The organism is Citrobacter sp. RHBSTW-00599 (assembly GCF_013784065.1).
GTDB lineage: Bacteria > Pseudomonadota > Gammaproteobacteria > Enterobacterales > Enterobacteriaceae > Citrobacter > Citrobacter braakii.
Genome location: NZ_CP056717.1, coordinates 1021079 through 1041149, shown reverse-complemented (window position 1 = coordinate 1041149; position 20071 = coordinate 1021079). Strand labels below are relative to the sequence as shown.

Sequence of the window (20071 nt, the reverse complement as noted above, 5' to 3'; positions counted from 1 at the left end):
GCCACTGAACGTATATATTCAGGTTCAGTAGGCCGATTTATTTATAGCGGCGTATTAAGGTTGTCTTACGCGCTTAATAAGTTTCATCTCAACTTTTACAGTTTCTTTAATTGGCTGGTCATCAATAGCACTCATCATCATATCGAACGCTTTTTCCGCCCAAACATTTTCATCCTGCTGCATTGACCAGACATTATTGGCGAGGAATCCCAGCATTGGGTGTTCATCGAATGTCCCAATATTAATTTCAGGTGGAATTGTGCCAAAACGATTACGAATAGCGTTAATGGCCCCCTCCAGTACGGGTAATGATGAGGCGATAAATGCCTGTGGGCAGCCCTGTTCGCCGATCAACTCATCCATCAGTCGATAACCCCCCTCGGGCGTGTTGTCCGGACCTTCGCGCACCCAATCGCTATGAAAAATACCATTATTGTTCAATGCATTAAGATAACCTTGTAAACGGTCGCCGATGCTGGGTAATCCGGTATCTCCCACCAAAAACCAGATCGGCGACTTTCCAGCGTCAAACAAACTTTGCGTCAATTTTTCGCCGCCCAAAATGTTATGGCTTTCTACCAGAGCGTTATCGGTATACTTAAAATCACGGTCAAGTAACACCATCGGTTTTCTAACCTGACGTAAATGGTGCTGCTGATTCTCTAATGTTGAGGGAACAATAAAAAGGCCATCGACATTGCGAGCTATTAACGCTTTGGTCAGTTTATTTTCGTAATCAACATCGTCATAGGTACAGCTAATCGTTAGCTGATAACCGGAACGACGACAGCGTTGCTCAAGTTTTTCTGCTAGTGTGGCAAAAAACACGTTGGAAATATTGGGCACAATCAATCCCAACGTATCCGTTTTATTCAATTTCAGGCTGCGTGCTGAATGGTTAATGACGTAACCATAGCGCTCGACATATTCATTAATACGCGTTTGGGTTTTGACACTGATTCGATATTGCTCTGCTTTCCCGTTCAGCACCAGTCGTACGGTCGTAACCGATAAATTCAGATCGCTGGCTATCTGTTCTACTGTTTTAGCCATTTATATGCCCCAGTTCACATCCAAAAACGTCAATCTACAATCATAAAAGTATTTTAAACTTTTGTCTTACTGCATAAGTTGGTTAATCGCCTGCTGCTGATCCCACATCATCAGATAAGCCTGATATTTGCGGTCATAGAAGTTCCGCCGTGCCGGGTTAGCCTTAATCACCTCGCCTGATCGAACCATCGCCTGGCATGCAGATGGAATATTTTCCCACGCGCCGCAGGCAACCGCGCCAGTGATGGCCGCACCTAACGTCACTGCATCCTCTTCCTGCATCAGATGAATATCGCATCCGGTGGCATCGGCATATTCTCGCAACCACAGTGGGTTATGCGTTGCGCCGCCGCACAGCGTCAGTCGGGAAATGGTGTGACCGTTTTCGCGCATCACTTCCATAATATGCCGCGTACCGCAGGCGATCGCCTGTAATGTCGCCAGGTACAGACGAGCAACCTGCATCTCGCCTCGCTCAAGAGTCAAACCGCAAACACTCCCCCGGGCATCGGGTCGCGCGCGCGGTGAACGATTACCGTGATGATCGGCCAGCACATGCAAATAACGACCAGGCTCTGGCTCCAGCGCCTCAAGTGCGGCAACCCATTCATTAACTAAAACGATGGGATGGCAACCCCGCGCCTCAGCCTTGTGAAATAGCGCCGCGCTGGCTCCTGACTCCTGAAGCGTCCAGTCGACTAACGCCCCAGCGGCACTTTGCCCCCCTTCTGTCAGCCAGTAGCCTGGCAGCATGGCTGACCAGTACGGCCCCCATACACCAGGTGTATGAATTTCCTGCTCGCTGCACAGCATATGGCAATTTGACGTTCCGCTGATCAACGCCAACGTCCCCTCAGGCTCAACACCGGCAAGCGCTACTCCGCCCGCATGGGCATCAATCATTCCGCTGGCGACGACCACTGCAGTCGTCAGCCCCAGCGCCTGGGCCGCATCGGCGCTAAGCGTTCCAACGGCAGCGCCTGGCGGCAGGATCCGCGACGGGATTTTTCCCAACAAATCCGTTAGCTCAACAGCGTCAAGCAGGGAGTGGCTAAAGCGTTGTTCATGTGCCAGATAGTTCCATTTACACGTCAGCGTACACAGACCAGCAACATCACAGGCGGTAGCTTTAGAGACCAGAAAGTCCGCCAGATCGTAGAAGCGATACGCACTCTGCCAGGTGGCTGGAAAATGGTTTTTCAACCACAGTACTTTAGGAAGCTCCATTTCGACGCTGACTTCACCGCCAACATAGCGCAGAGCCGGATCCTGCGTGGCGTTTATACGTTGCGTCTCCTGCGCCGCACGATGATCCATCCACATGATGATGTTATGGTCTGATGGTTCGCCTGGTGAAACTGCCAGACCCCGCCCCTGTTCATCCAGTGCCACCAATGAACAGGTGGCATCAAATCCCAATGCGCGAATCTCCTCAATGCGAACCCCGGATGACGACACCGCCTCCTTCACTGCATGGCAAACCTGCTGCCAGATTTCTGCAGATGACTGCTCAACCCGCTCAGGACCGGGTCGAAACTGCGAGATGGCGTGTGTCGCAAAAGCCAGCCGTTTGCCACTGGCATCAAAGACACCAGCCCTGACGCTGGCGGAACCGACATCCACACCGAGGAAATATCCACTGCCCATAGTAACTCCCTGACGCTGGCGAATGATGGGGCGAGCACTTCGCCCCAACGGTGTTATTTTTTACCGAATGGGTGTAACAGCTTGTCAATTTCCGGGGTGTCAATGTTCTTCGCATTAACGAATTTAACCGGAATATCAATTTCTTTCGGTACAGACTGACCCGATACCGCTGCATTTAGTGTCTTGATACCCTGGTAGCCAATCTGATAAGCGTCCTGCACGACAAAGCCCTGAATGACCCCAGACTTCAGGAAAGCAATGATTGCCTCGGTGCTATCAAAACCAATCACTTTCACTTTGCCTTTCAGGTTTTGACTATCAATGGCGTTTGCTACGCCCAGCGTTGAGCCTTCATTGGTGCCATAAATCCCTGCAATATCAGGGTTGGCCTGGATCATATCGATGGTTTTATCCATCGCTTTTTGCGGATCGCCATCGCTGTACTGGACCGGTAGCACCTGGATTTCCGGGTATTTCTCCTTCATGCGGGCAATAAACCCTTCCGAACGCTCAATCGCTGAGGAGGTCCCCGCTACGTGCGCAATAATGCCCACTTTACCTTTGCTGCCCACTTCCGCTGCCAGTGCATCCGCCGCTTCAGCACCGGCTTTACGGTTATTCGTGGCGACAAAGCTCACTGGAATATCGGAATTCACGCCGGAGTCAAACGTCACAACTTTAATGCCGCGTGAATTTGCGGTCTCAACTAATGGCGCCAGCGCATTTGCATCTAACGCTGCCAGCAATAGCCCATTGGGTTTTTGCGCCATCGCGTTTTCAACTAGCTGAATCTGCTCGGCAATCTGAGTTTCATCCGCCGGGCCAACATAGCTGGTTTTATCACCCGACTCTTTTGCTGCTGCTTCCGTCCCCATTTTTACGGTTTGCCAGAATTCATGCTGGAAACCTTTACTGACCACCGGAAGGTTCATATCTTTAGCCAATACGCTGGATGTCATACAGGCCAGCAGGGATAACGCATAGACAAAATTCCTGGTTCTCATTGTTTTACTCCGTTCTGAGTGAGTCACCCTAAACGTCAGGGTTATGATGCCCCGTGACTTCCGGGAGCGTAAATCAACGAATTTTTTTGCGTAATGTATCGAGATAAACCGCAGCAATGACCACCACGCCCATGGCCACCATTTGCCAGAACTGGGAAACCCCCATCAGGTTCAGACCGTTTTTCAACACGCTCATAATGAATGCGCCGATGATAGTCCCGCCGATGGTGCCAATTCCTCCCATCAGGCTCGTACCGCCAATAACAACCGCCGCGATGGCTTCCAGTTCATAACCCACACCAACCGTTGGCTGACCAGAGTTCAGACGTGAGGCCAGAATAACACCGGCGATCCCGGTCAGCAGACCACAAAAGGCGTAGACGAAAATTTTGACGCGTTGAACTTTAATACCGGAAAGATGTGCGGCCACCTCATTGCTACCCACAGCGTAAACATAGCGACCAATCACCGTTTTCTTCAGGATGTAGGCGGCGATTAGCGCCACCACCACCAGGTAAAAAACGGGATAAGGCAACACATCGAACAAACGTCCCTGGGCCAGCATTTTGAAGGTGGGGTAATCAGCGAAATAAATCGCACGACCATCTGTCATCACCATATTGATGCCTCTGACGGACATCATCAGGCCCAGCGTGGCGATAAAAGGCGGGATAGTCATTTTGGTGACCAGCAGACCATTGATATAGCCGCATAATCCACCGGCCAGCACCCCGGCCAGAATACATACGGGCAGAGGCAATCCCAGCGTGGCGCTGATGCCTACCGCAACACCCGAAAAGGCCACCACCGAGCCAAGAGAAAGGTCGATTCCTGACGTGATAATGACGAAGGTAACGCCAATCGCCATAATGCCAATCACTGAAGTTTGCAGAGCGATTGTCATGATGTTTTCAGTGTTAAAGAAAAATGGCGAACCAAAGCTAAAAAATATTACTAAAATAATCAGACTCAAAAGCGGCGCAAGGCGCATTAAAAGTTCTTTGTTAATTTTTATTTTCTTATTATTGCTGTCTGAAGAGGTTACAGAGATAGTCATAAATTAGTCCTCTAACGTCGCATATTGCATGATTTTTTCTTGTGTGGCGTCATCAGAAGCTAACTCCCCGGTAATACGTCCATTACGCATCACTAAAATGCGATCGCACATACCCAGCACTTCCGGTAATTCAGAGGAGATCATGATAATAGACTTCCCTTTTGCCACCAGTCGATTCATTAATTCATAAATCTCAAGTTTGGCACCCACATCAATACCGCGAGTGGGTTCATCAAAGATGAGAATATCGGTGTCTTTACACACCCATCTGGCAATAATAATTTTCTGCTGATTACCACCACTTAAATTCAGAGCAGCCTGTTCTAAATGTGGTGTTTTAATACGTAGGGCTTTCACCTGTTCTTCGCTGGTTTTCTGACAACGTTTGCTGTCCACGTTGCCATAACGATCGGAATACTCAGGATAATTGCCCAACATAATATTGCGCTCAACGGACAGTCCTAATGCCAGCCCCTCTTTTTTCCTGTCCTCGGTTAAATAGCTGATACCCTGTTTGATAGCATCAGGAATATCTTTAATTACCGTCACGCTACCATTCAGCTTGAGGGTTCCGCCATCAATGGGATCCGCACCAAAAATTGCCCGCGCCAGCTCAGTACGTCCTGCCCCCATCAGACCGGCGAAGCCCAAAATTTCGCCCTGATACAGAGTGAAATCAATATTGTTCAATACGCCATTGCGCGTCAGACCGCTTACTTCCAACACCGGTTTGCGTTGAGCCAAAGGTTCGCGGCGAGGATAGATATTGCCAAGATCGCGCCCAACCATCATGGCAATCAGATCGCTAATTTTAACCGCATCATAATCCACAGTGGCAATAAACTGACCATCCCGCATCACCGTCGCGCGATCGGCGATCAGCGCCAGTTCCTCTAATCTGTGCGAGATATAAACAATGCCCGTTCCCTGTTCTTTCAGCAAACGAGTTACCTGAAATAAGCTGTCAATTTCCGTTTCAGTCAGCGCTGCCGTCGGTTCATCCATAATAAGAATCTTGGCATTTACCGATATCGCTTTAGCAATCTCAACCATTTGTTGTTGCGCGACGGTCAGATCGGCCACCAGCGTTTCTGGAGAGATATTCAGGTTTAATTTTTGCAAAATATCGATAGCTGCCTGTCGCTGTTGTTTTTCATCCAGACGCCAGCGATTATTTTTGCAAAACTCCCTGCCAATAAATATATTTTCTTCCACCGTGAGTTCAGGGAAAAGGTTAAACTCCTGGTGAATGATGGTGATACCTGCGCTTTGTGCACTCAACGGATTCGCAAAAGTAACAGGTTGGCCCTCAAAAATAATATCCCCTTCATCAGGCTGATAAACACCGGATAAAATCTTCATCAACGTAGACTTTCCTGCGCCATTCTCACCCAGCAGCGCATGAACCTCTCCTTTGCGTAAAGCAAAATCCACATTACTCAACGCTAATACGCCGGGAAAACGTTTCGTAATATGACTCATCTGTAAAAATGTTTCAGACATTGCTGCTTTCCTCAATATACAGAAACTGCAATCAGTGAATCAGGCACAAAACGTTGCCAGGAAGCCATCGTCACCGTTAATGCGAATACTACCTATAAGTTCATATGCGTTTTATCAATTATGCTAACTCGAGTTAGCGAAGTGCCTTTTAAAGCTATTTTAGCTACTCAAAATAGCCAAATCATTTGGTTTAAAACTGTGACGCTGAACAGACAATTTATTACAACCTATTAATTTAAAAAGGATTTATTGAAAATACCCGTCCAGGTTTATTTGACGCAGATCGAATTTTAACCACTTCTCGTGAAGCCTCTCACAGTTCCACAACAAAAAAGTTGTGCAAAAAACTCTCTAATACCTAAGCTAACTCGAGTTAGCAAAAATGGGTTATTCAGCCAACTGCGACAGTGGTGTTCAACATCCGCTTTTGCAGCACGGCATAAAGTGAGATGAGGAACCTCGAATGAACAAAAATAGCTTACCGAAAATTGGAATTCGTCCGGTGATTGATGGGCGCCGTATGGGTGTTCGTGAATCGCTCGAAGAGCAAACCATGAATATGGCTAAAGCCACTGCTGCGCTGATCACAGAGAAACTTCGTCACGCCAGTGGCGCACAAATTGAATGTGTGATTGCCGACACTTGCATTGCCGGGATGGCTGAATCTGCCGCCTGTGAAGAAAAATTCAGCAGCCTGAACGTAGGCGTGACGATTACTGTTACCCCATGCTGGTGCTACGGTAGCGAAACCATCGACATGGATCCGATGCGCCCGAAAGCTATCTGGGGCTTTAACGGAACAGAACGTCCCGGCGCAGTTTATCTGGCCGCAGCATTGGCTGCGCATAATCAAAAAGGACTTCCCGCCTTCTCTATTTACGGCCATGACGTACAGGATTCCGGCGATACCACGATCCCTGCCGATGTTGAAGAAAAATTGCTGCGCTTTGCCCGCGCGGGCCTGGCGGTTGCCAGTATGAAAGGCAAAAGCTACCTGTCCGTAGGCGGCGTTTCAATGGGCATTGCTGGCTCGATTGTCGATCATAACTTCTTTGAATCCTGGCTGGGAATGAAGGTTCAACCCGTTGATATGACCGAACTGCGTCGTCGCATCGACCAAAAAATCTATGACGAAGCTGAGCTGGAAATGGCGCTGGCGTGGGCGGATAAAAACTTCCGCTACGGTGAAGATCAGAACGCACAGCAATATAAGCGTAACGCAGAGCAGAGCCGTGCGGTGCTGAAAGAGAGCCTGCTGATGGCCATGTGTATTCGCGACATGATGCAGGGTAACCAGAAACTGGCAGACAAAGGTCGGGTTGAAGAGTCGCTGGGGTACAACGCGATTGCCGCAGGCTTCCAGGGCCAGCGTCACTGGACAGATCAATACCCGAATGGCGATACCGCCGAAGCACTGCTCAACAGCTCCTTTGACTGGAACGGCATTCGCGAACCGTTCGTTGTCGCCACCGAAAACGACAGCCTGAACGGCGTGGCGATGCTGTTTGGTCATCAACTCACCGGCACAGCGCAGGTCTTTGCCGATGTGCGCACCTACTGGTCGCCAGAGGCGGTTGAACGCGTCACGGGTAAACCGCTAACCGGCCTTGCTGAGCACGGTATTATTCACCTGATTAACTCCGGCTCGGCAGCGCTGGATGGCTCCTGCAAACAGCGCGACGGCGAAGGGAAACCGACCATGAAGCCGCACTGGGAAATCTCACAGAAAGAGGCGGATGATTGCCTGGCGGCTACCGAATGGTGTCCGGCTATTCACGAATACTTCCGCGGCGGCGGCTATTCTTCTCGCTTCCTGACCGAGGGCGGCGTGCCGTTCACCATGACCCGCATCAACATCATCAAAGGCCTGGGCCCGGTGCTGCAAATCGCGGAAGGCTGGAGCGTGGAATTACCGAAAGAGATGCACGACCAGCTTGATGCGCGCACCAACTCCACCTGGCCAACCACCTGGTTTGCCCCGCGCTTAACCGGTAAAGGCCCGTTCAGCGATGTCTATTCCGTCATGGCTAACTGGGGCGCAAACCACGGCGTACTGACGATAGGTCACGTGGGCGCGGACTTTATTACGCTCGCCGCCATGCTGCGTATCCCGGTTTGTATGCACAACGTGGAAGACGAAAAAATTTACCGCCCTTCAGCCTGGGCAGCCCATGGTATGGATATGGAAGGCCAGGATTATCGCGCCTGCCAGAACTACGGCCCGCTGTATAAGCGTTAATGCGACTCTGGCCCGGTGGCGCAAGCTTACCGGGCCTGCGCAGTGAATTTTGTAGGCCGGGTAAGCGCTGCGCCATCCGGCTACGTTTGGGGAGCGATTATGAAACAAGACGTTATCCTGGTTCTCGACTGTGGCGCGACCAACGTGCGGGCTATCGCCGTTGACCGACAGGGAAAGATTGTCGCCCGCGCAGCAACCCCGAACGCCAGTGACATCGCAACAGAAAACAGTACCTGGCATCAATGGTCGCTGGAGGCCATTCTGCAACGCTTCGCCGATTGCTGTCAGCGCCTCTGCACGCAACTAGCCGCCTGCCATGTCCGCGGGATCGCCGTCACCACTTTTGGCGTAGACGGCGCGCTGGTTGATAAGAACGGCAAGCAGCTGTATCCGGTGATTAGCTGGAAATGTCCACGCACCGCAGCGGTGATGGAGAATATTCACCGCTACATATCACCGCAGCAATTGCAGGAAATTTCCGGCGTCGGCGCATTTAGCTTCAACACGCTGTATAAACTGGTGTGGCTGAAAGAAAACCATCCGCAATTTCTGGAGCAGGCGCACGCCTGGTTGTTTATCTCGTCGCTTATCAACCACCGTTTAACCGGCGAGTTCACTACAGATATCACCATGGCGGGCACCAGTCAGCTGCTGGACATCCGGCAGCGCGATTTTAGTCATGACATTTTGCAAGCTACGGGCATACCGCGCCGTCTGTTCCCGCGCCTGGTTGAAGCAGGCGAACAGATTGGGGCTTTGCAACCAGAGGCTGCCAGCCTGCTCGGGCTTACGGCGGGAATTCCGGTCATCTCTGCCGGACACGACACGCAGTTTGCGCTATTTGGGGCTGGAGCCCAACCAGATGAACCGGTGCTCTCTTCCGGCACATGGGAAATTCTGATGGTGCGCAGTGCGCAGGTGGATACCTCCCAGCTCAGCCAATATGCGGGTTCCACTTGTGAGCTGGATAGCCAGGCTGGACTTAATAACCCCGGCATGCAGTGGCTGGCTTCCGGTGTACTCGAGTGGGTGCGTAAGCTGCTGTGGACTGCCGACACCCCCTGGCAGACGCTGATTGACGAAGCCAGGGCCATCCCGGCAGGCGCCGAAGGCGTGAAGATGCACTGCGACCTGCTGGCCTGTCAGAATGCGGGCTGGCAAGGGGTTACGCTCAATACCACCCGTGGGCACTTTTATCGCGCCGCGCTGGAAGGACTGACAGAACAGCTGCTGCGAAACCTCCATACGCTGGAAAAAATCGGTCATTTCCAGGCCACAGAACTGCTATTGGTTGGTGGGGGAAGCCGCAACGCGTTGTGGAATCAGATCAAAGCGAATGTTCTCGGGATACCTGTCAAAGTGCTGGATGACGCCGAAACCACCGTGGCAGGTGCCGCAATGTTTGCGTGGTCAGGCATTGGGGAATTTGCCTCACCGGAACAGGCACGCGGGCAGGTACGCTACCAGTACCGTTACTTCTATCCGCAAACCGAATCCGAACTAACAGGAGTCGAGTAACATGCTCAAAACAATATCTCCCTTAATTTCGCCCGACCTGCTGAAGGTGCTGGCTGAGATGGGCCACGGCGATGAGATTATATTTTCCGATGCCCACTTCCCGGCCCACAGCATGGGACCACAGGTTATCCGCGCCGACGGTCTATTGGTCAGCGACCTGCTACAGGCGATTATTCCGCTCTTTGAACTGGACAGCTATGCCCCACCGCTGGTGATGATGGCGGCTGTTGAAGGCGATGCCCTCGATCCTGACGTCGAGGCCCGCTATCGTCAGGCGCTTTCACTGCAAACCCCCTACCCGGACATCACGCGTATTGACCGCTATGCCTTCTATGAACGCGCGCAACAGGCGTTTGCGATCGTTATCACAGGAGAGCGGGCAAAGTACGGGAATATTCTATTAAAAAAAGGAGTAACCCCGTAATCTCTGGTCTGAATGCCCGTCAGCTACGGGCATTCATCATAAGATGAGGATCAGAACATGAAAGCGGCGCGCCAGCAGGCGATCGTAGATCTGCTTACCAACCACAAAAATCTGACAACCGAAACCCTTGCTTTGCAACTTAAGGTCAGCAAAGAGACCATCCGCCGCGATCTCAGCGAGCTACAAGCCCAGGGAAAAGTGCTGCGCAATCACGGGCGGGCCAAAGTGATTCATCGGGAAAATCAGGACAGCGGCGACCCGTTTCATATGCGACTCAAAAGCCACTATGCCCACAAAGCGAATATTGCCCGCGAAGCGCTGGCATGGATCGAAGAAGGTATGGTGATAGCCCTGGACGCCAGCTCAACGTGCTGGTACATGGCGCGACAGTTACCGGACATCAACATTCACGTCTTTACCAACAGCCAGCCCATTTGCCAGGAATTGGCTAAACGCGAACACCTTCAGCTAATCAGCTCCGGCGGTCGCCTTGAGCGTAAATACGGTTGCTATGTTAACCCCTCGCTCATCTCGCAGCTCAAACCACTCGAGATCGATCTGTTTATTTTTTCCTGCGCAGGGATCGACAGCGACGGCGCACTCTGGGACTCTAACGCGACCAATGCCGACTTCAAGTCCATTCTGCTTAAGCGCGCAGCGCAGTCATTATTGCTGATCGATAAAAGTAAATTTAATCGTTCGGGAGAGGCCCGGATTGGGCATCTGGATGATGTGACGCATATTATTTCAGATACGCCGCTGATTGAAACAATGCAGGCCGGATGAGACATTTACGCCTTCATCCGGCCTGCAATTTTACCTTATCGCTCGTCGCGACGACCACCAACAGCAGCCCACAGGCGACGGACGTGCACGGTGACTTCTTCACGGTCATGATACAGCTGACGCGCCTGAATCTGGGCATTTACGCCATGCTCGTCAAGCTGTGCCTGAATATAAGCCAGGTTTTGCGACACCTCTTCGTAGCGTTTTTTCATCGGCAGCTTGAGGTTGAAGATAGTCTCTCGACACCAGCCGTTGACCAGCCATTGCGCCATCAGGGCGGCAACCTTCGCGGGCTTTTCCACCATGTCGCAAACCATCCACGAAATGTTATTGCGATTTGGCCGGTACTTAAATCCGTCTTCGCGCAGCCAGGTAACTTGTCCGGTATCCATCAGGCTTTGCGCCATCGGACCATTATCCACGGAGTAAACCCACATGTTGCGTTTAACCAGTTGATAGGTCCAACCGCCCGGGCATGCCCCTAAATCCACCGCATACATTCCGTTAGCCAGACGTTCATCCCACTCATCGGCAGGAATAAACACGTGCAGCGCTTCTTCCAGCTTCAGTGTTGAACGGCTCGGCGCATCGGCCGGGAACTTCAGACGCGGAATGCCCATGTAGAACGGGGAGTTATTGTCGGGCCAGGAATAGCCGGTATAGCAACAGCCTGGTGCGATAAAGAACACATGAACCACCGGACGTTTTGGCGTTTCATATTTTGCCAGCACGCCCGCTTCCCGCAGCGCCGCGCGCAGTGGTACGGTAAATTTACGGCAAAATTTAACCAACTCTTTGCTTTCATTGGTATCAGCAACTTCAACGCGCAGATCGCCGCCTTTCTCTACCACGCCCTGCAACATGCCGACAATCGGCGTAATGCGGTCTTCCGGCGGTAAATATTGCAGCAGTTCGCCCACCACAAACATTTGACGGGCAAAAATCAGCGAGCTAAACGGCAACTCTTTCACTAACTTTTCGGCATCGTCCTGCTGATAGCATTCGAAGATGACGTAACCCGCATTGTCTTTCACGCGGGCAAAACCGAAGATTTCCCGGCGTCCTGCTTTATCCGTAATTTCTGCGGCGCACTCTTTTTCAAAACCTGGGCGACACAACAATACAACCTTATTCATGGCTAACGCCCTTACGTTTCAATCGAATAGCGCCCACTAACATCAGCGCCCAGCCCACAAGGAAGCTGAAACCGCCGACGGGGGTAACAAACGCCCACAGGCGTAAATGCGAGAGCGCGAGGCAATACAGGCTGCCGCTAAACAGCACGGTTCCTAATGCCAAAAACACGCTACTCCAGTAAAACCAAATGCTAATGCGCCGCTGCATGGCGACGGCCAGGCCAAATATAGCCAGCGTATGGAACGCCTGATACTCGAGGCCAGTCTGGATCCACCCCATCTCAACGACACCGAGGGTTTTACTCAGAACATGTGCCCCAAAGGCGCCCAACGCCACAAAGATAAAGCCACTTACGGCGGCAAAAATCAGCATAAAACGGCTGGTCATGTGAATACCCTACGTAAATTATTGTTCATAACGAAAGCGGAATTTTTCTTGTTCCGTGGCCGCTTTCGCCAGAATCCACTGACGGAAGGCGGCTATTTTACCCAGTTCTGCCTGACTGTCATGACAAACCAGATAAAATGCGTTTTTGCTGACCAGAACATCATTAAACGGACAGACCAGACGTCCGGCTTCTATTTCGGATTGCGCCATGACGTTATTAGCCAACGCAATTCCCTGTCCATGAATAGCAGCCTGGAGCACCATGGCGCTATGGCTGAAGATGGGTCCCTGCTGTACGTTGATATGATTCAGGCCAAGCTGGCGCGTATAGGCTTGCCAGTCACGGCGTGACGCATCGTGCAATAATGTGTGTTTCGCCAGATCTTCGGGCGTCTTTAGCGGTTTATCACCGGTGAGTAATAGCGGCGAGCAGACCGGCAATAAATATTCTGCGTACAATTTTTCAACGCGCAGACCCGGCCAGTTGCCACGTCCGTAGAAAATCGCCACATCAACATCGTCAGCCAGTTTGTCTTCCTGACGGTCCACCGCCTGGATCCTGACATCGATTCCCGGATAAGCTGAGTTAAAGCTAGAGAGTCTGGGAACCATCCATTGGATTGCAAAACTGGGCAATAAACTCACAGTGAGCGCACCTTTTGCACTGCGTGCCTGAAGTTTACGCGTCGCGTCGGTTAATTGCGAAAAAATCTCTTTGATGTCGAGAAAGTAGCTTTGGCCTTCTTCCGTTAACAGCAAAGATCGATTGCGTCGACGAAACAGCTTCAGCCCCAGGAAATCCTCAAGTGACTTGATTTGATGACTTACTGCGGCCTGCGTCACAAAAAGCTCTTCTGCTGCGCGAGTAAAGCTCAAATGACGCGCTGCAGCATCAAAAACACGCAACGCATTTAGGGGTGGTAATCGTTTTGACATGACTTTTAGGCTTTGATGTTAAATGAATTTAACAATTAACCAACAGGTTGTAACCTATTAGTTTTTTTTATCTGAGCCATTATAAATTGTCCGTTGAGGTTCTACCAGCAAATACCTATAGTGGCGGCACTTCCTGAAGCCGGAACGAAAAGTTTTATCGGAATGCGTGTTCTGGTGGGCTTTTGGCTTACGGTTGTGATGTTGTGTTGTTGTGTTTGCAATTGGTCTGCGATTCAGACCATGGTAGCAAGGCTACCCTTTTTCACTTCCTGTACATTTACCCTGTCTGTCCATAGTGATTAATGTAGCACCGCCAAATTGCGGTGCTTTTTTTTGTCCGACTCTTTGTCGATGGACGACCGGTTAGTTATCCAGTTCTACCATCTCTTTCACATCGGTACGGTTAATCTGCTGTTTGTTGCCGTTAGCGTCTTTATACGAAATCATCCCCGTTTCATTGTCGGTCTGTGGCTTACCATCAGATACGATTGATCGACCATCATTGGTGTGCATCACGTAATTCGAACCAGAACAGGCGCTCAGGGCAAAAGTCAGCATACAAGCAGAGATAATTGCGGCAGTCTTTTTCATCTTTTTCTCCTTAAAGCGATTTATGCTATTAAAAACACACTCCGTAACAGGCTAAATTGCTCGCCTAACGGTATATAGCATAAGACACTGCGTGGACTTTGCCAGGATATCCAGAGTATTCCGATGGTTAGCACACCCCTTGTATCAGCGCCCTTTTTGCGCCACGATCGGTTTACTGAACTGAGGAATACCATGAACGCTTTTAACCCCGCGCAGTTTCGCGCGCAATTTCCCGCACTCAACGATGCTGGCGTCTATCTCGACAGCGCTGCTACCGCACTGAAGCCGCAGGCAGTGATTGAGGCCACCCATCAGTTTTATAGCCTGAGCGCCGGGAACGTCCACCGCAGCCAGTTTGCTGAAGCACAGCGCCTGACCGCACGCTATGAAGCCGCACGGGAAAAAGTCGCAAGCCTGATTAATGCGCCGGATGACAAAACAATCGTCTGGACCCGCGGTACGACGGAAGCGATCAACATGGTTGCCCAAAGCTATGCGCGACCGCGCTTACAACCGGGTGATGAGATTATCGTTAGCGCAGCAGAACATCATGCCAACCTCGTGCCCTGGCTGATGGTGGCGGAGCAAACGGGGGCGAAGGTCGTCAGGCTGCCGCTTAACGCCCATTTATTGCCAGACGTTGAAAGCCTCGCGCAACTCATCACTCCACGCAGCCGCATTCTGGCGCTTGGGCAGATGTCGAACGTTACCGGCGGTTGCCCGGATTTAGCCCGCGCCATTACACTCGCCCATGCGGCTGGAATGGTGGTGATGGTGGACGGCGCCCAGGGGATTGTCCATTTCCCCGCCGACGTACAGCAATTAGACATTGATTTCTATGCGTTCTCAGGCCACAAGCTGTATGGTCCCACCGGCATTGGCGTGCTGTACGGTAAACCGGAACTGCTGGATGCCATGTCTCCCTGGCTCGGTGGGGGTAAAATGATTAGCGAAGTCAGTTTTGACGGTTTCACCACCCAGGCTGCTCCATGGAAGCTGGAGGCCGGTACGCCTAACGTTGCTGGCGTTATCGGACTAAGCGCGGCGCTCGAATGGCTGGCGGACGTTGACGTGGTGCAGGCCGAAAACTGGAGCCGGGGTCTGGCGACGTTGGCAGAAGATGCGCTGGCGAAACGCCCCGGCTTTCGCTCCTTCCGCTGCCAGGACTCCAGTCTGTTAGCCTTTGATTTCGCAGGCGTTCATCACAGCGACATGGTGACGCTGCTGGCCGAATATGGCATTGCACTGCGTGCAGGACAACACTGTGCGCAACCGCTGCTGGCAGAACTGGGCGTATCCGGGACGCTACGCGCCTCATTTGCACCTTATAATACGCAAAGTGATGTAGATGCGTTGGTCGCAGCCGTTGACCGCGCGCTGGAAATATTGGTGGATTAATGACAAGCCCTCTGTTCGCCGGACACCCGTTTGGCACAACCGTAACGGAAGAGACGTTACGCAATACCTTTACCCCGCTCACCCAGTGGGAAGATAAATATCGCCAGCTGATTCTGCTGGGTAAGCAGTTGCCAGCGCTTCCTGATTCGCTAAAGGCACAGGCCAAAGAGATCGCGGGCTGCGAAAACCGCGTTTGGCTGGGGCATACCCTTCATGAGAATGGTACTTTGCATTTCTTCGGCGACAGCGAAGGTCGCATTGTACGCGGGCTGTTGGCGGTATTACTCACGGCGGTTGAAGGTAAAACCGCAGCCGAGTTAGTGGCGCATTCGCCTATGGCATTATTTGACGAGCTAGGTTTACGCGCGCAGCTCAGCGCCTCGCGTACCCAGGGGCTGCATGCTCTTAACGAGGCGATTCTTGAGGCTGCCCGACAGGTTTGATGGTTGCCGGATGGCGACGCGAACGCGTCTTATCCGGCACAACACACTCAACTCTGGCGCGCCGCTTTCGCCATCATCTTCTTCAGCGCGTGTGAGACGGCAACAAAGCCAAAGGTGGCGGTCACCATAGTGGCCGCGCCAAAACCGGATGCGCAATCCATGCGCTTCGGCCCTTCCGCCGTCGCCTTCATCGCACATACCGAGCCATCTGCCTGCGGGTAAACCAGCGCTTCGGTCGAGAACACACAGTCCACGCCCAGCTTGCCTTTGCTGTTTTTCACCACGCCAAAATCGCTTTTCAGCCGCTCGCGTAGCTTGGCTGCCAGCGGATCCTGGATAGTTTTTGCCAAATCAACGACCTGTATCTGCGTCGGGTCGATCTGCCCTCCCGCACCACCGGTGGTCACCAGCGGAATTTTATTACGCCGACACCAGGCGATCAGTGCCGCTTTTGGGCGCACGCTATCAATCGCATCAATGACATACGAATAACCCGCACTCATATACTCAGCAACATTATCCGGCGTGACAAAATCATCGACCACGTTCACCCGGCACTCCGGGTTAATCTGGCGGATACGTTCAGCCATCACTTCAGCTTTTGCCAAGCCGACGTTATCGCGCAGAGCATGGATCTGGCGGTTAGTATTGGTGACGCACACATCATCCATATCGATGAGCGTGATGGCGCCAATACCGGTACGCGCCAGCGCTTCCGCCGCCCACGACCCTACCCCGCCAATCCCGACCACGCAAACGTGCGATTGGGCAAACAACTGCAGCGCATTTTCGCCATACAGACGCGCCGTACCGCCAAAACGCTGGCGCCAGGCATCACTGATAACCACAGACATAACACCTCAAATTCATTAATATCGAGCGCCATCCGGCTATTAACCGCTGAACACGTTACCTGTACCCGGCGCTGTTTTCAGTACCCAGACGCGACCGTAGTGATTATACCACCCCGCACGGTGTCCGGCGTCAGCACCAATGCCCTGATAGATATCGAAGTGTTGCCCTTTAATAGCGCCACCCACATCTAACGCCACCATCAGGCGCAGTTCGTACTGGCCGGTAAACTTGCCGTTATTGTCCAGTAACGGGACTTCCGCCAGCAATGTTGTGCCCGCCGGAATGATACTGCGGTCAGAAGCCACAGACGCGCGGCCAATCAACGGTACCGCGCTGGCCCCTTTGACCGGTGCAAAAGATTGCGGTTTAAAGAAGACAAACGATGGGTTCTGCTCCAACAGCTCACGCACTTCGGCTTCGCTGTGCGTTTCACCCCAATGGCGAATAGCCTGCATCGACATATCTTCTTTTTTCACTTCGCCACGATCGATAAGCACCTTACCGATGCTGCGATAGGCGTGGCCGTTTTTCCCGGAATAGCTAAAGAAGTTAAGCGGGCTGCCATCGCCAAAATCGATGTAACCACTGCCCTGCACATCCATAATGAAGTTATCCATTAGGGAGTTGCTGTACGCCAGAATGTAGTTGTCGCTCAGCGCGCCCGCGTAAATCTCGGCCCGGCTTGGTAAGCGGCCACGTTTTGGCGGCATGCGATAGATAGGATACTGAAACTCGCCCTGGCGCGTATGGCGCGCCTGAATAACCGGCGTGTAGTAACCGGTAAACTGGACGTTACCGTAATTGTCCGCCCCTTCCATTTGCCAGGCATCAATACCAAACTGGCGCATACTGCGCGTATCACCGCCCGCACGTAACCACTGCTGGATAGCGTTGTAAACGTTGCTCTGGTTGCCGTACAAACGTGGCGAAGCGCTGCGAATTTGATTAACCTGCTCGGCGAAATCACCGGCATTGATTGGTGCGCCAACCGCATCAGGCTGGTTCACCAGTGAGAAAGGCTGGGTAAATTTCCCGTCTTTATACTGCTGCCCACGATCGGTGGGTTTTGAGGAACACGCGGCGAGCATCGCGACGACAGCTCCCGCAAGAAGATATTTTGCCCAACGTCCTTTCATTGTTCTCGTCTTATGTTGCCTGAATGCGAGACGAAGATAACAAACCCCCGAACCTAATGAAATGCGTATACATACCCGAACGCAAATTTTGAGCAAAAAACAATCCAGAATGCGTTGTTTTTGTTCATTTTCACCTTAAAAACGTGATCAAGGTGAAAAAAGGGTTGCATGAAAATGCGAGCAGAGTATAGTGCGCATCCACGGACGCGGGGTGGAGCAGCTTGGTAGCTCGTCGGGCTCATAACCCGAAGGTCGTCAGTTCAAATCTGGCCCCCGCAACCAATTAAAATTTGATGAAATAAAAGCAGTACGGTGACGCGGGGTGGAGCAGCCTGGTAGCTCGTCGGGCTCATAACCCGAAGGTCGTCGGTTCAAATCCGGCCCCCGCAACCAATCAAATTTTATAAAATATAAAGCAGTACGGTGACGCGGGGTGGAGCAGCCTGGTAGCTCGTCGGGCTCATAACCCGAAGGTCGTCGGTTCAAATCCGGCCCCCGCAACCAACATTATAAACACCCTAAAGGGTGTTTTTTTGTATCTGCGGTCCATAAAAAAAGCGCTTTTCAGCGCTTTTTTGTTATCCCCTTCTCGCCAGCGTCGCACCATCGGCAAAGTAGGCTTTGATCCCCGCCAGAATCGACTCTGCAACTTCCTGCTGGAAGGTCGCAGTTTTGAGCTTGCGCTCTTCCTCAACGTTACTGATAAATGCGGTTTCCACCAGAATAGACGGAATATCCGGCGCTTTTAGTACCGCAAACCCGGCTTGTTCAACCTGGTTCTTATGCAGATTGTTAACTTTACCGAGCTTATTCAATACCGCTTTACCAAACTTCAGGCTGTCGGCGATGGTCAGCGATTGCACCATATCAAACATGGTATGGTCGACGTAGCGATCGCCGCTCTTGCTGACGCCGCCAATCAAATCCGAGGCGTTCTGCGTTTGCGCCAGATATTTCGCGGCGGTGCTGGTCGCCCCTTTGGTCGAGAGCGCAAATACCGACGAACCTCTGGGCTGTCGACTGGTAAATGCATCGGCGTGAATAGAGACAAACAGGTCTGCACGCTGCTTCTGCGCTTTCGCCACGCGGACTTTAAGCGGAATGAAGATATCTTCATTTCGCGTCATAAAGACCTTCATGTTGCCCTCTTTCTCTATGAGGGCTCGCAGGCGTCGGGCAATCTGCAGCACCACATCTTTTTCACGCGTCTTGTATTTCCCCACCGCACCGGAGTCCTCTCCGCCATGCCCTGGGTCAAGCATAATGACAATGGGACGATCGCGCCCCGCTTTACCCGGCTGTGGGCCACTTTGCGCAGGCGGCACCTGTTTGTCCAGATCGCCCTTGTTGTATTCTTCCAGCAACGCCAGCAGCGGATCCTGAACATCCTGGGCATTCGCAGGATAGAGATCCATCACCAGACGTTCTTTAAAGCCTGCCACCGGAGCCAGCGCAAAAAGTTGCGGCTTCACATTCTGTTTCAGCTCGAACACCATCCGCACGGTCTGTGGGTCAAACTGCCCGACACGTGCCGATTTAATATACGGATCGTCAGGACGGATCTGCGCACCCATGCCCTTGAGCACCGAGTTCAAATTAACGCCTTCAATATCCACAACCACACGCTCAGGATTACTCAGGGCAAACTGTTTGTATTTCAGCAGACGGTTAGATTCTACCGTGACGCGGGTGTAGCTGGACGCTGGCCAGACACGTACGGCAACGACCTGACTCATGGCAGCCAGACCAACCTGGCTGACGCTCAAAAGCCACATAGCACCCGCACCTTTCAGTAAACGGCGGCGACTGATTGCTGAATTGGATCCCGACATGCTTCTCCCGAGCAAAAAGAAATCTTTATTGAGGTAATACGTAAAACGTCTGAATTGACCGGAAACTTTAGCGAATGACGCATAATCTGTCATCTATAAAAGGGTAAACATTCTTTTTATATTCA

18 protein-coding genes and 3 tRNA genes are annotated in these 20071 nt (G+C 51.9%); 9 read left to right on the top strand and 12 right to left on the bottom strand.

What is annotated here, in order from left to right; translation table 11 throughout:
• Window positions 1-54 precede the first annotated feature (54 nt).
• From HV243_RS04965 to HV243_RS04945, 5 genes are all read right to left on the bottom strand, one after another.
• Window positions 55-1053: a LacI family DNA-binding transcriptional regulator gene (locus tag HV243_RS04965; RefSeq protein WP_053389424.1), complete on the bottom strand. Its 999-nt coding sequence runs from the start codon at window positions 1051-1053 to the stop codon at window positions 55-57.
• A gap of 66 nt (window positions 1054-1119) precedes the next feature.
• Window positions 1120-2700: an FGGY-family carbohydrate kinase gene (locus HV243_RS04960; RefSeq protein WP_053389423.1), complete on the bottom strand. Its 1581-nt coding sequence runs from the start codon at window positions 2698-2700 to the stop codon at window positions 1120-1122.
• 53 nt (window positions 2701-2753) lie between these two features.
• The gene (locus HV243_RS04955; RefSeq protein ID WP_016157361.1) at window positions 2754-3704 is read right to left on the bottom strand and encodes an ABC transporter substrate-binding protein; all 951 of its coding nucleotides are present in this window, start codon (window positions 3702-3704) and stop codon (window positions 2754-2756) included.
• A 73-nt stretch (window positions 3705-3777) separates the two neighbouring features.
• Entirely contained in the window at window positions 3778-4761 is a 984-nt protein-coding gene (locus tag HV243_RS04950; protein ID WP_003034055.1) for an ABC transporter permease, read from the bottom strand.
• 3 nt (window positions 4762-4764) lie between these two features.
• On the bottom strand, window positions 4765-6264 hold the full coding sequence (locus HV243_RS04945) for a sugar ABC transporter ATP-binding protein (RefSeq protein WP_047499376.1): 1500 nt from the start codon (window positions 6262-6264) through the stop codon (window positions 4765-4767).
• A gap of 463 nt (window positions 6265-6727) precedes the next feature.
• On the opposite strand from HV243_RS04945, the gene fucI reads away from it, so the two are divergent.
• From fucI to fucR, 4 genes are all read left to right on the top strand, one after another.
• A complete protein-coding gene (gene fucI / locus HV243_RS04940; protein ID WP_053389422.1) occupies window positions 6728-8503 on the top strand; it encodes an L-fucose isomerase in 1776 nt (591 codons plus the stop codon).
• A gap of 99 nt (window positions 8504-8602) precedes the next feature.
• Window positions 8603-10021 carry an L-fuculokinase gene (gene fucK / locus HV243_RS04935; RefSeq protein WP_053389421.1) on the top strand — a complete coding sequence of 473 codons (1419 nt, stop codon included), beginning with the start codon at window positions 8603-8605 and terminating at the stop codon, window positions 10019-10021.
• Between the two features lies 1 nt (window position 10022).
• Entirely contained in the window at window positions 10023-10445 is a 423-nt protein-coding gene (gene fucU / locus HV243_RS04930) for an L-fucose mutarotase (protein ID WP_047357909.1), read from the top strand.
• A 57-nt stretch (window positions 10446-10502) separates the two neighbouring features.
• Window positions 10503-11231 carry an L-fucose operon activator gene (gene fucR, locus HV243_RS04925; protein ID WP_047357910.1) on the top strand — a complete coding sequence of 243 codons (729 nt, stop codon included), beginning with the start codon at window positions 10503-10505 and terminating at the stop codon, window positions 11229-11231.
• A gap of 35 nt (window positions 11232-11266) precedes the next feature.
• Here fucR and rlmM read toward each other — a convergent pair whose 3' ends face one another.
• The 4 genes from rlmM to HV243_RS04905 all read right to left on the bottom strand — a co-directional run bounded on the left by rlmM (window position 11267) and on the right by HV243_RS04905 (window position 14282).
• Window positions 11267-12367 carry a 23S rRNA (cytidine(2498)-2'-O)-methyltransferase RlmM gene (rlmM, locus tag HV243_RS04920; protein WP_003034040.1) on the bottom strand — a complete coding sequence of 367 codons (1101 nt, stop codon included), beginning with the start codon at window positions 12365-12367 and terminating at the stop codon, window positions 11267-11269.
• Window positions 12360-12755, bottom strand: a complete 396-nt coding sequence (locus HV243_RS04915) for a DUF423 domain-containing protein (protein ID WP_003034037.1) — start codon at window positions 12753-12755, stop codon at window positions 12360-12362. The genes rlmM and HV243_RS04915 overlap by 8 nt, the downstream gene beginning before the upstream one ends.
• 18 nt (window positions 12756-12773) lie before the next feature.
• Entirely contained in the window at window positions 12774-13691 is a 918-nt protein-coding gene (gene gcvA, locus HV243_RS04910) for a glycine cleavage system transcriptional regulator GcvA (RefSeq protein ID WP_016154260.1), read from the bottom strand.
• Between the two features lie 363 nt (window positions 13692-14054).
• Window positions 14055-14282: a YgdI/YgdR family lipoprotein gene (locus tag HV243_RS04905; RefSeq protein WP_016154261.1), complete on the bottom strand. Its 228-nt coding sequence runs from the start codon at window positions 14280-14282 to the stop codon at window positions 14055-14057.
• 192 nt (window positions 14283-14474) lie between these two features.
• Between HV243_RS04905 and csdA the strand changes: the two genes are divergently transcribed.
• Together csdA and csdE are read left to right on the top strand one after the other, a co-directional pair.
• A complete protein-coding gene (gene csdA / locus HV243_RS04900; protein WP_016157368.1) occupies window positions 14475-15680 on the top strand; it encodes a cysteine desulfurase CsdA in 1206 nt (401 codons plus the stop codon).
• Window positions 15680-16123 carry a cysteine desulfurase sulfur acceptor subunit CsdE gene (gene csdE / locus HV243_RS04895; RefSeq protein WP_046276137.1) on the top strand — a complete coding sequence of 148 codons (444 nt, stop codon included), beginning with the start codon at window positions 15680-15682 and terminating at the stop codon, window positions 16121-16123. Before csdA ends, csdE begins: the two co-directional genes overlap by 1 nt.
• 47 nt (window positions 16124-16170) lie before the next feature.
• On the opposite strand, the gene tcdA is transcribed toward csdE, so the two are convergent.
• On the bottom strand, window positions 16171-16977 hold the full coding sequence (gene tcdA, locus HV243_RS04890; RefSeq protein WP_019077596.1) for a tRNA cyclic N6-threonylcarbamoyladenosine(37) synthase TcdA: 807 nt from the start codon (window positions 16975-16977) through the stop codon (window positions 16171-16173).
• A 39-nt stretch (window positions 16978-17016) separates the two neighbouring features.
• The gene (gene mltA, locus HV243_RS04885) at window positions 17017-18114 is read right to left on the bottom strand and encodes a murein transglycosylase A (RefSeq protein WP_019077597.1); all 1098 of its coding nucleotides are present in this window, start codon (window positions 18112-18114) and stop codon (window positions 17017-17019) included.
• A gap of 205 nt (window positions 18115-18319) precedes the next feature.
• Here mltA and HV243_RS04880 point away from each other — a divergent pair.
• The 3 genes from HV243_RS04880 (at window position 18320) to HV243_RS04870 (ending at window position 18618) form a co-directional block, all read left to right on the top strand.
• A tRNA-Met gene (locus HV243_RS04880) sits at window positions 18320-18396 on the top strand.
• Window positions 18397-18430: 34 nt separating this feature from the next.
• A tRNA-Met gene (locus HV243_RS04875) sits at window positions 18431-18507 on the top strand.
• Window positions 18508-18541: 34 nt separating this feature from the next.
• A tRNA-Met gene (locus tag HV243_RS04870) sits at window positions 18542-18618 on the top strand.
• 74 nt (window positions 18619-18692) lie between these two features.
• Here the strand turns inward: HV243_RS04870 and amiC are convergent.
• Window positions 18693-19946, bottom strand: a complete 1254-nt coding sequence (gene amiC, locus HV243_RS04865; RefSeq protein ID WP_016154266.1) for an N-acetylmuramoyl-L-alanine amidase AmiC — start codon at window positions 19944-19946, stop codon at window positions 18693-18695.
• Window positions 19947-20071 lie beyond the last annotated feature (125 nt).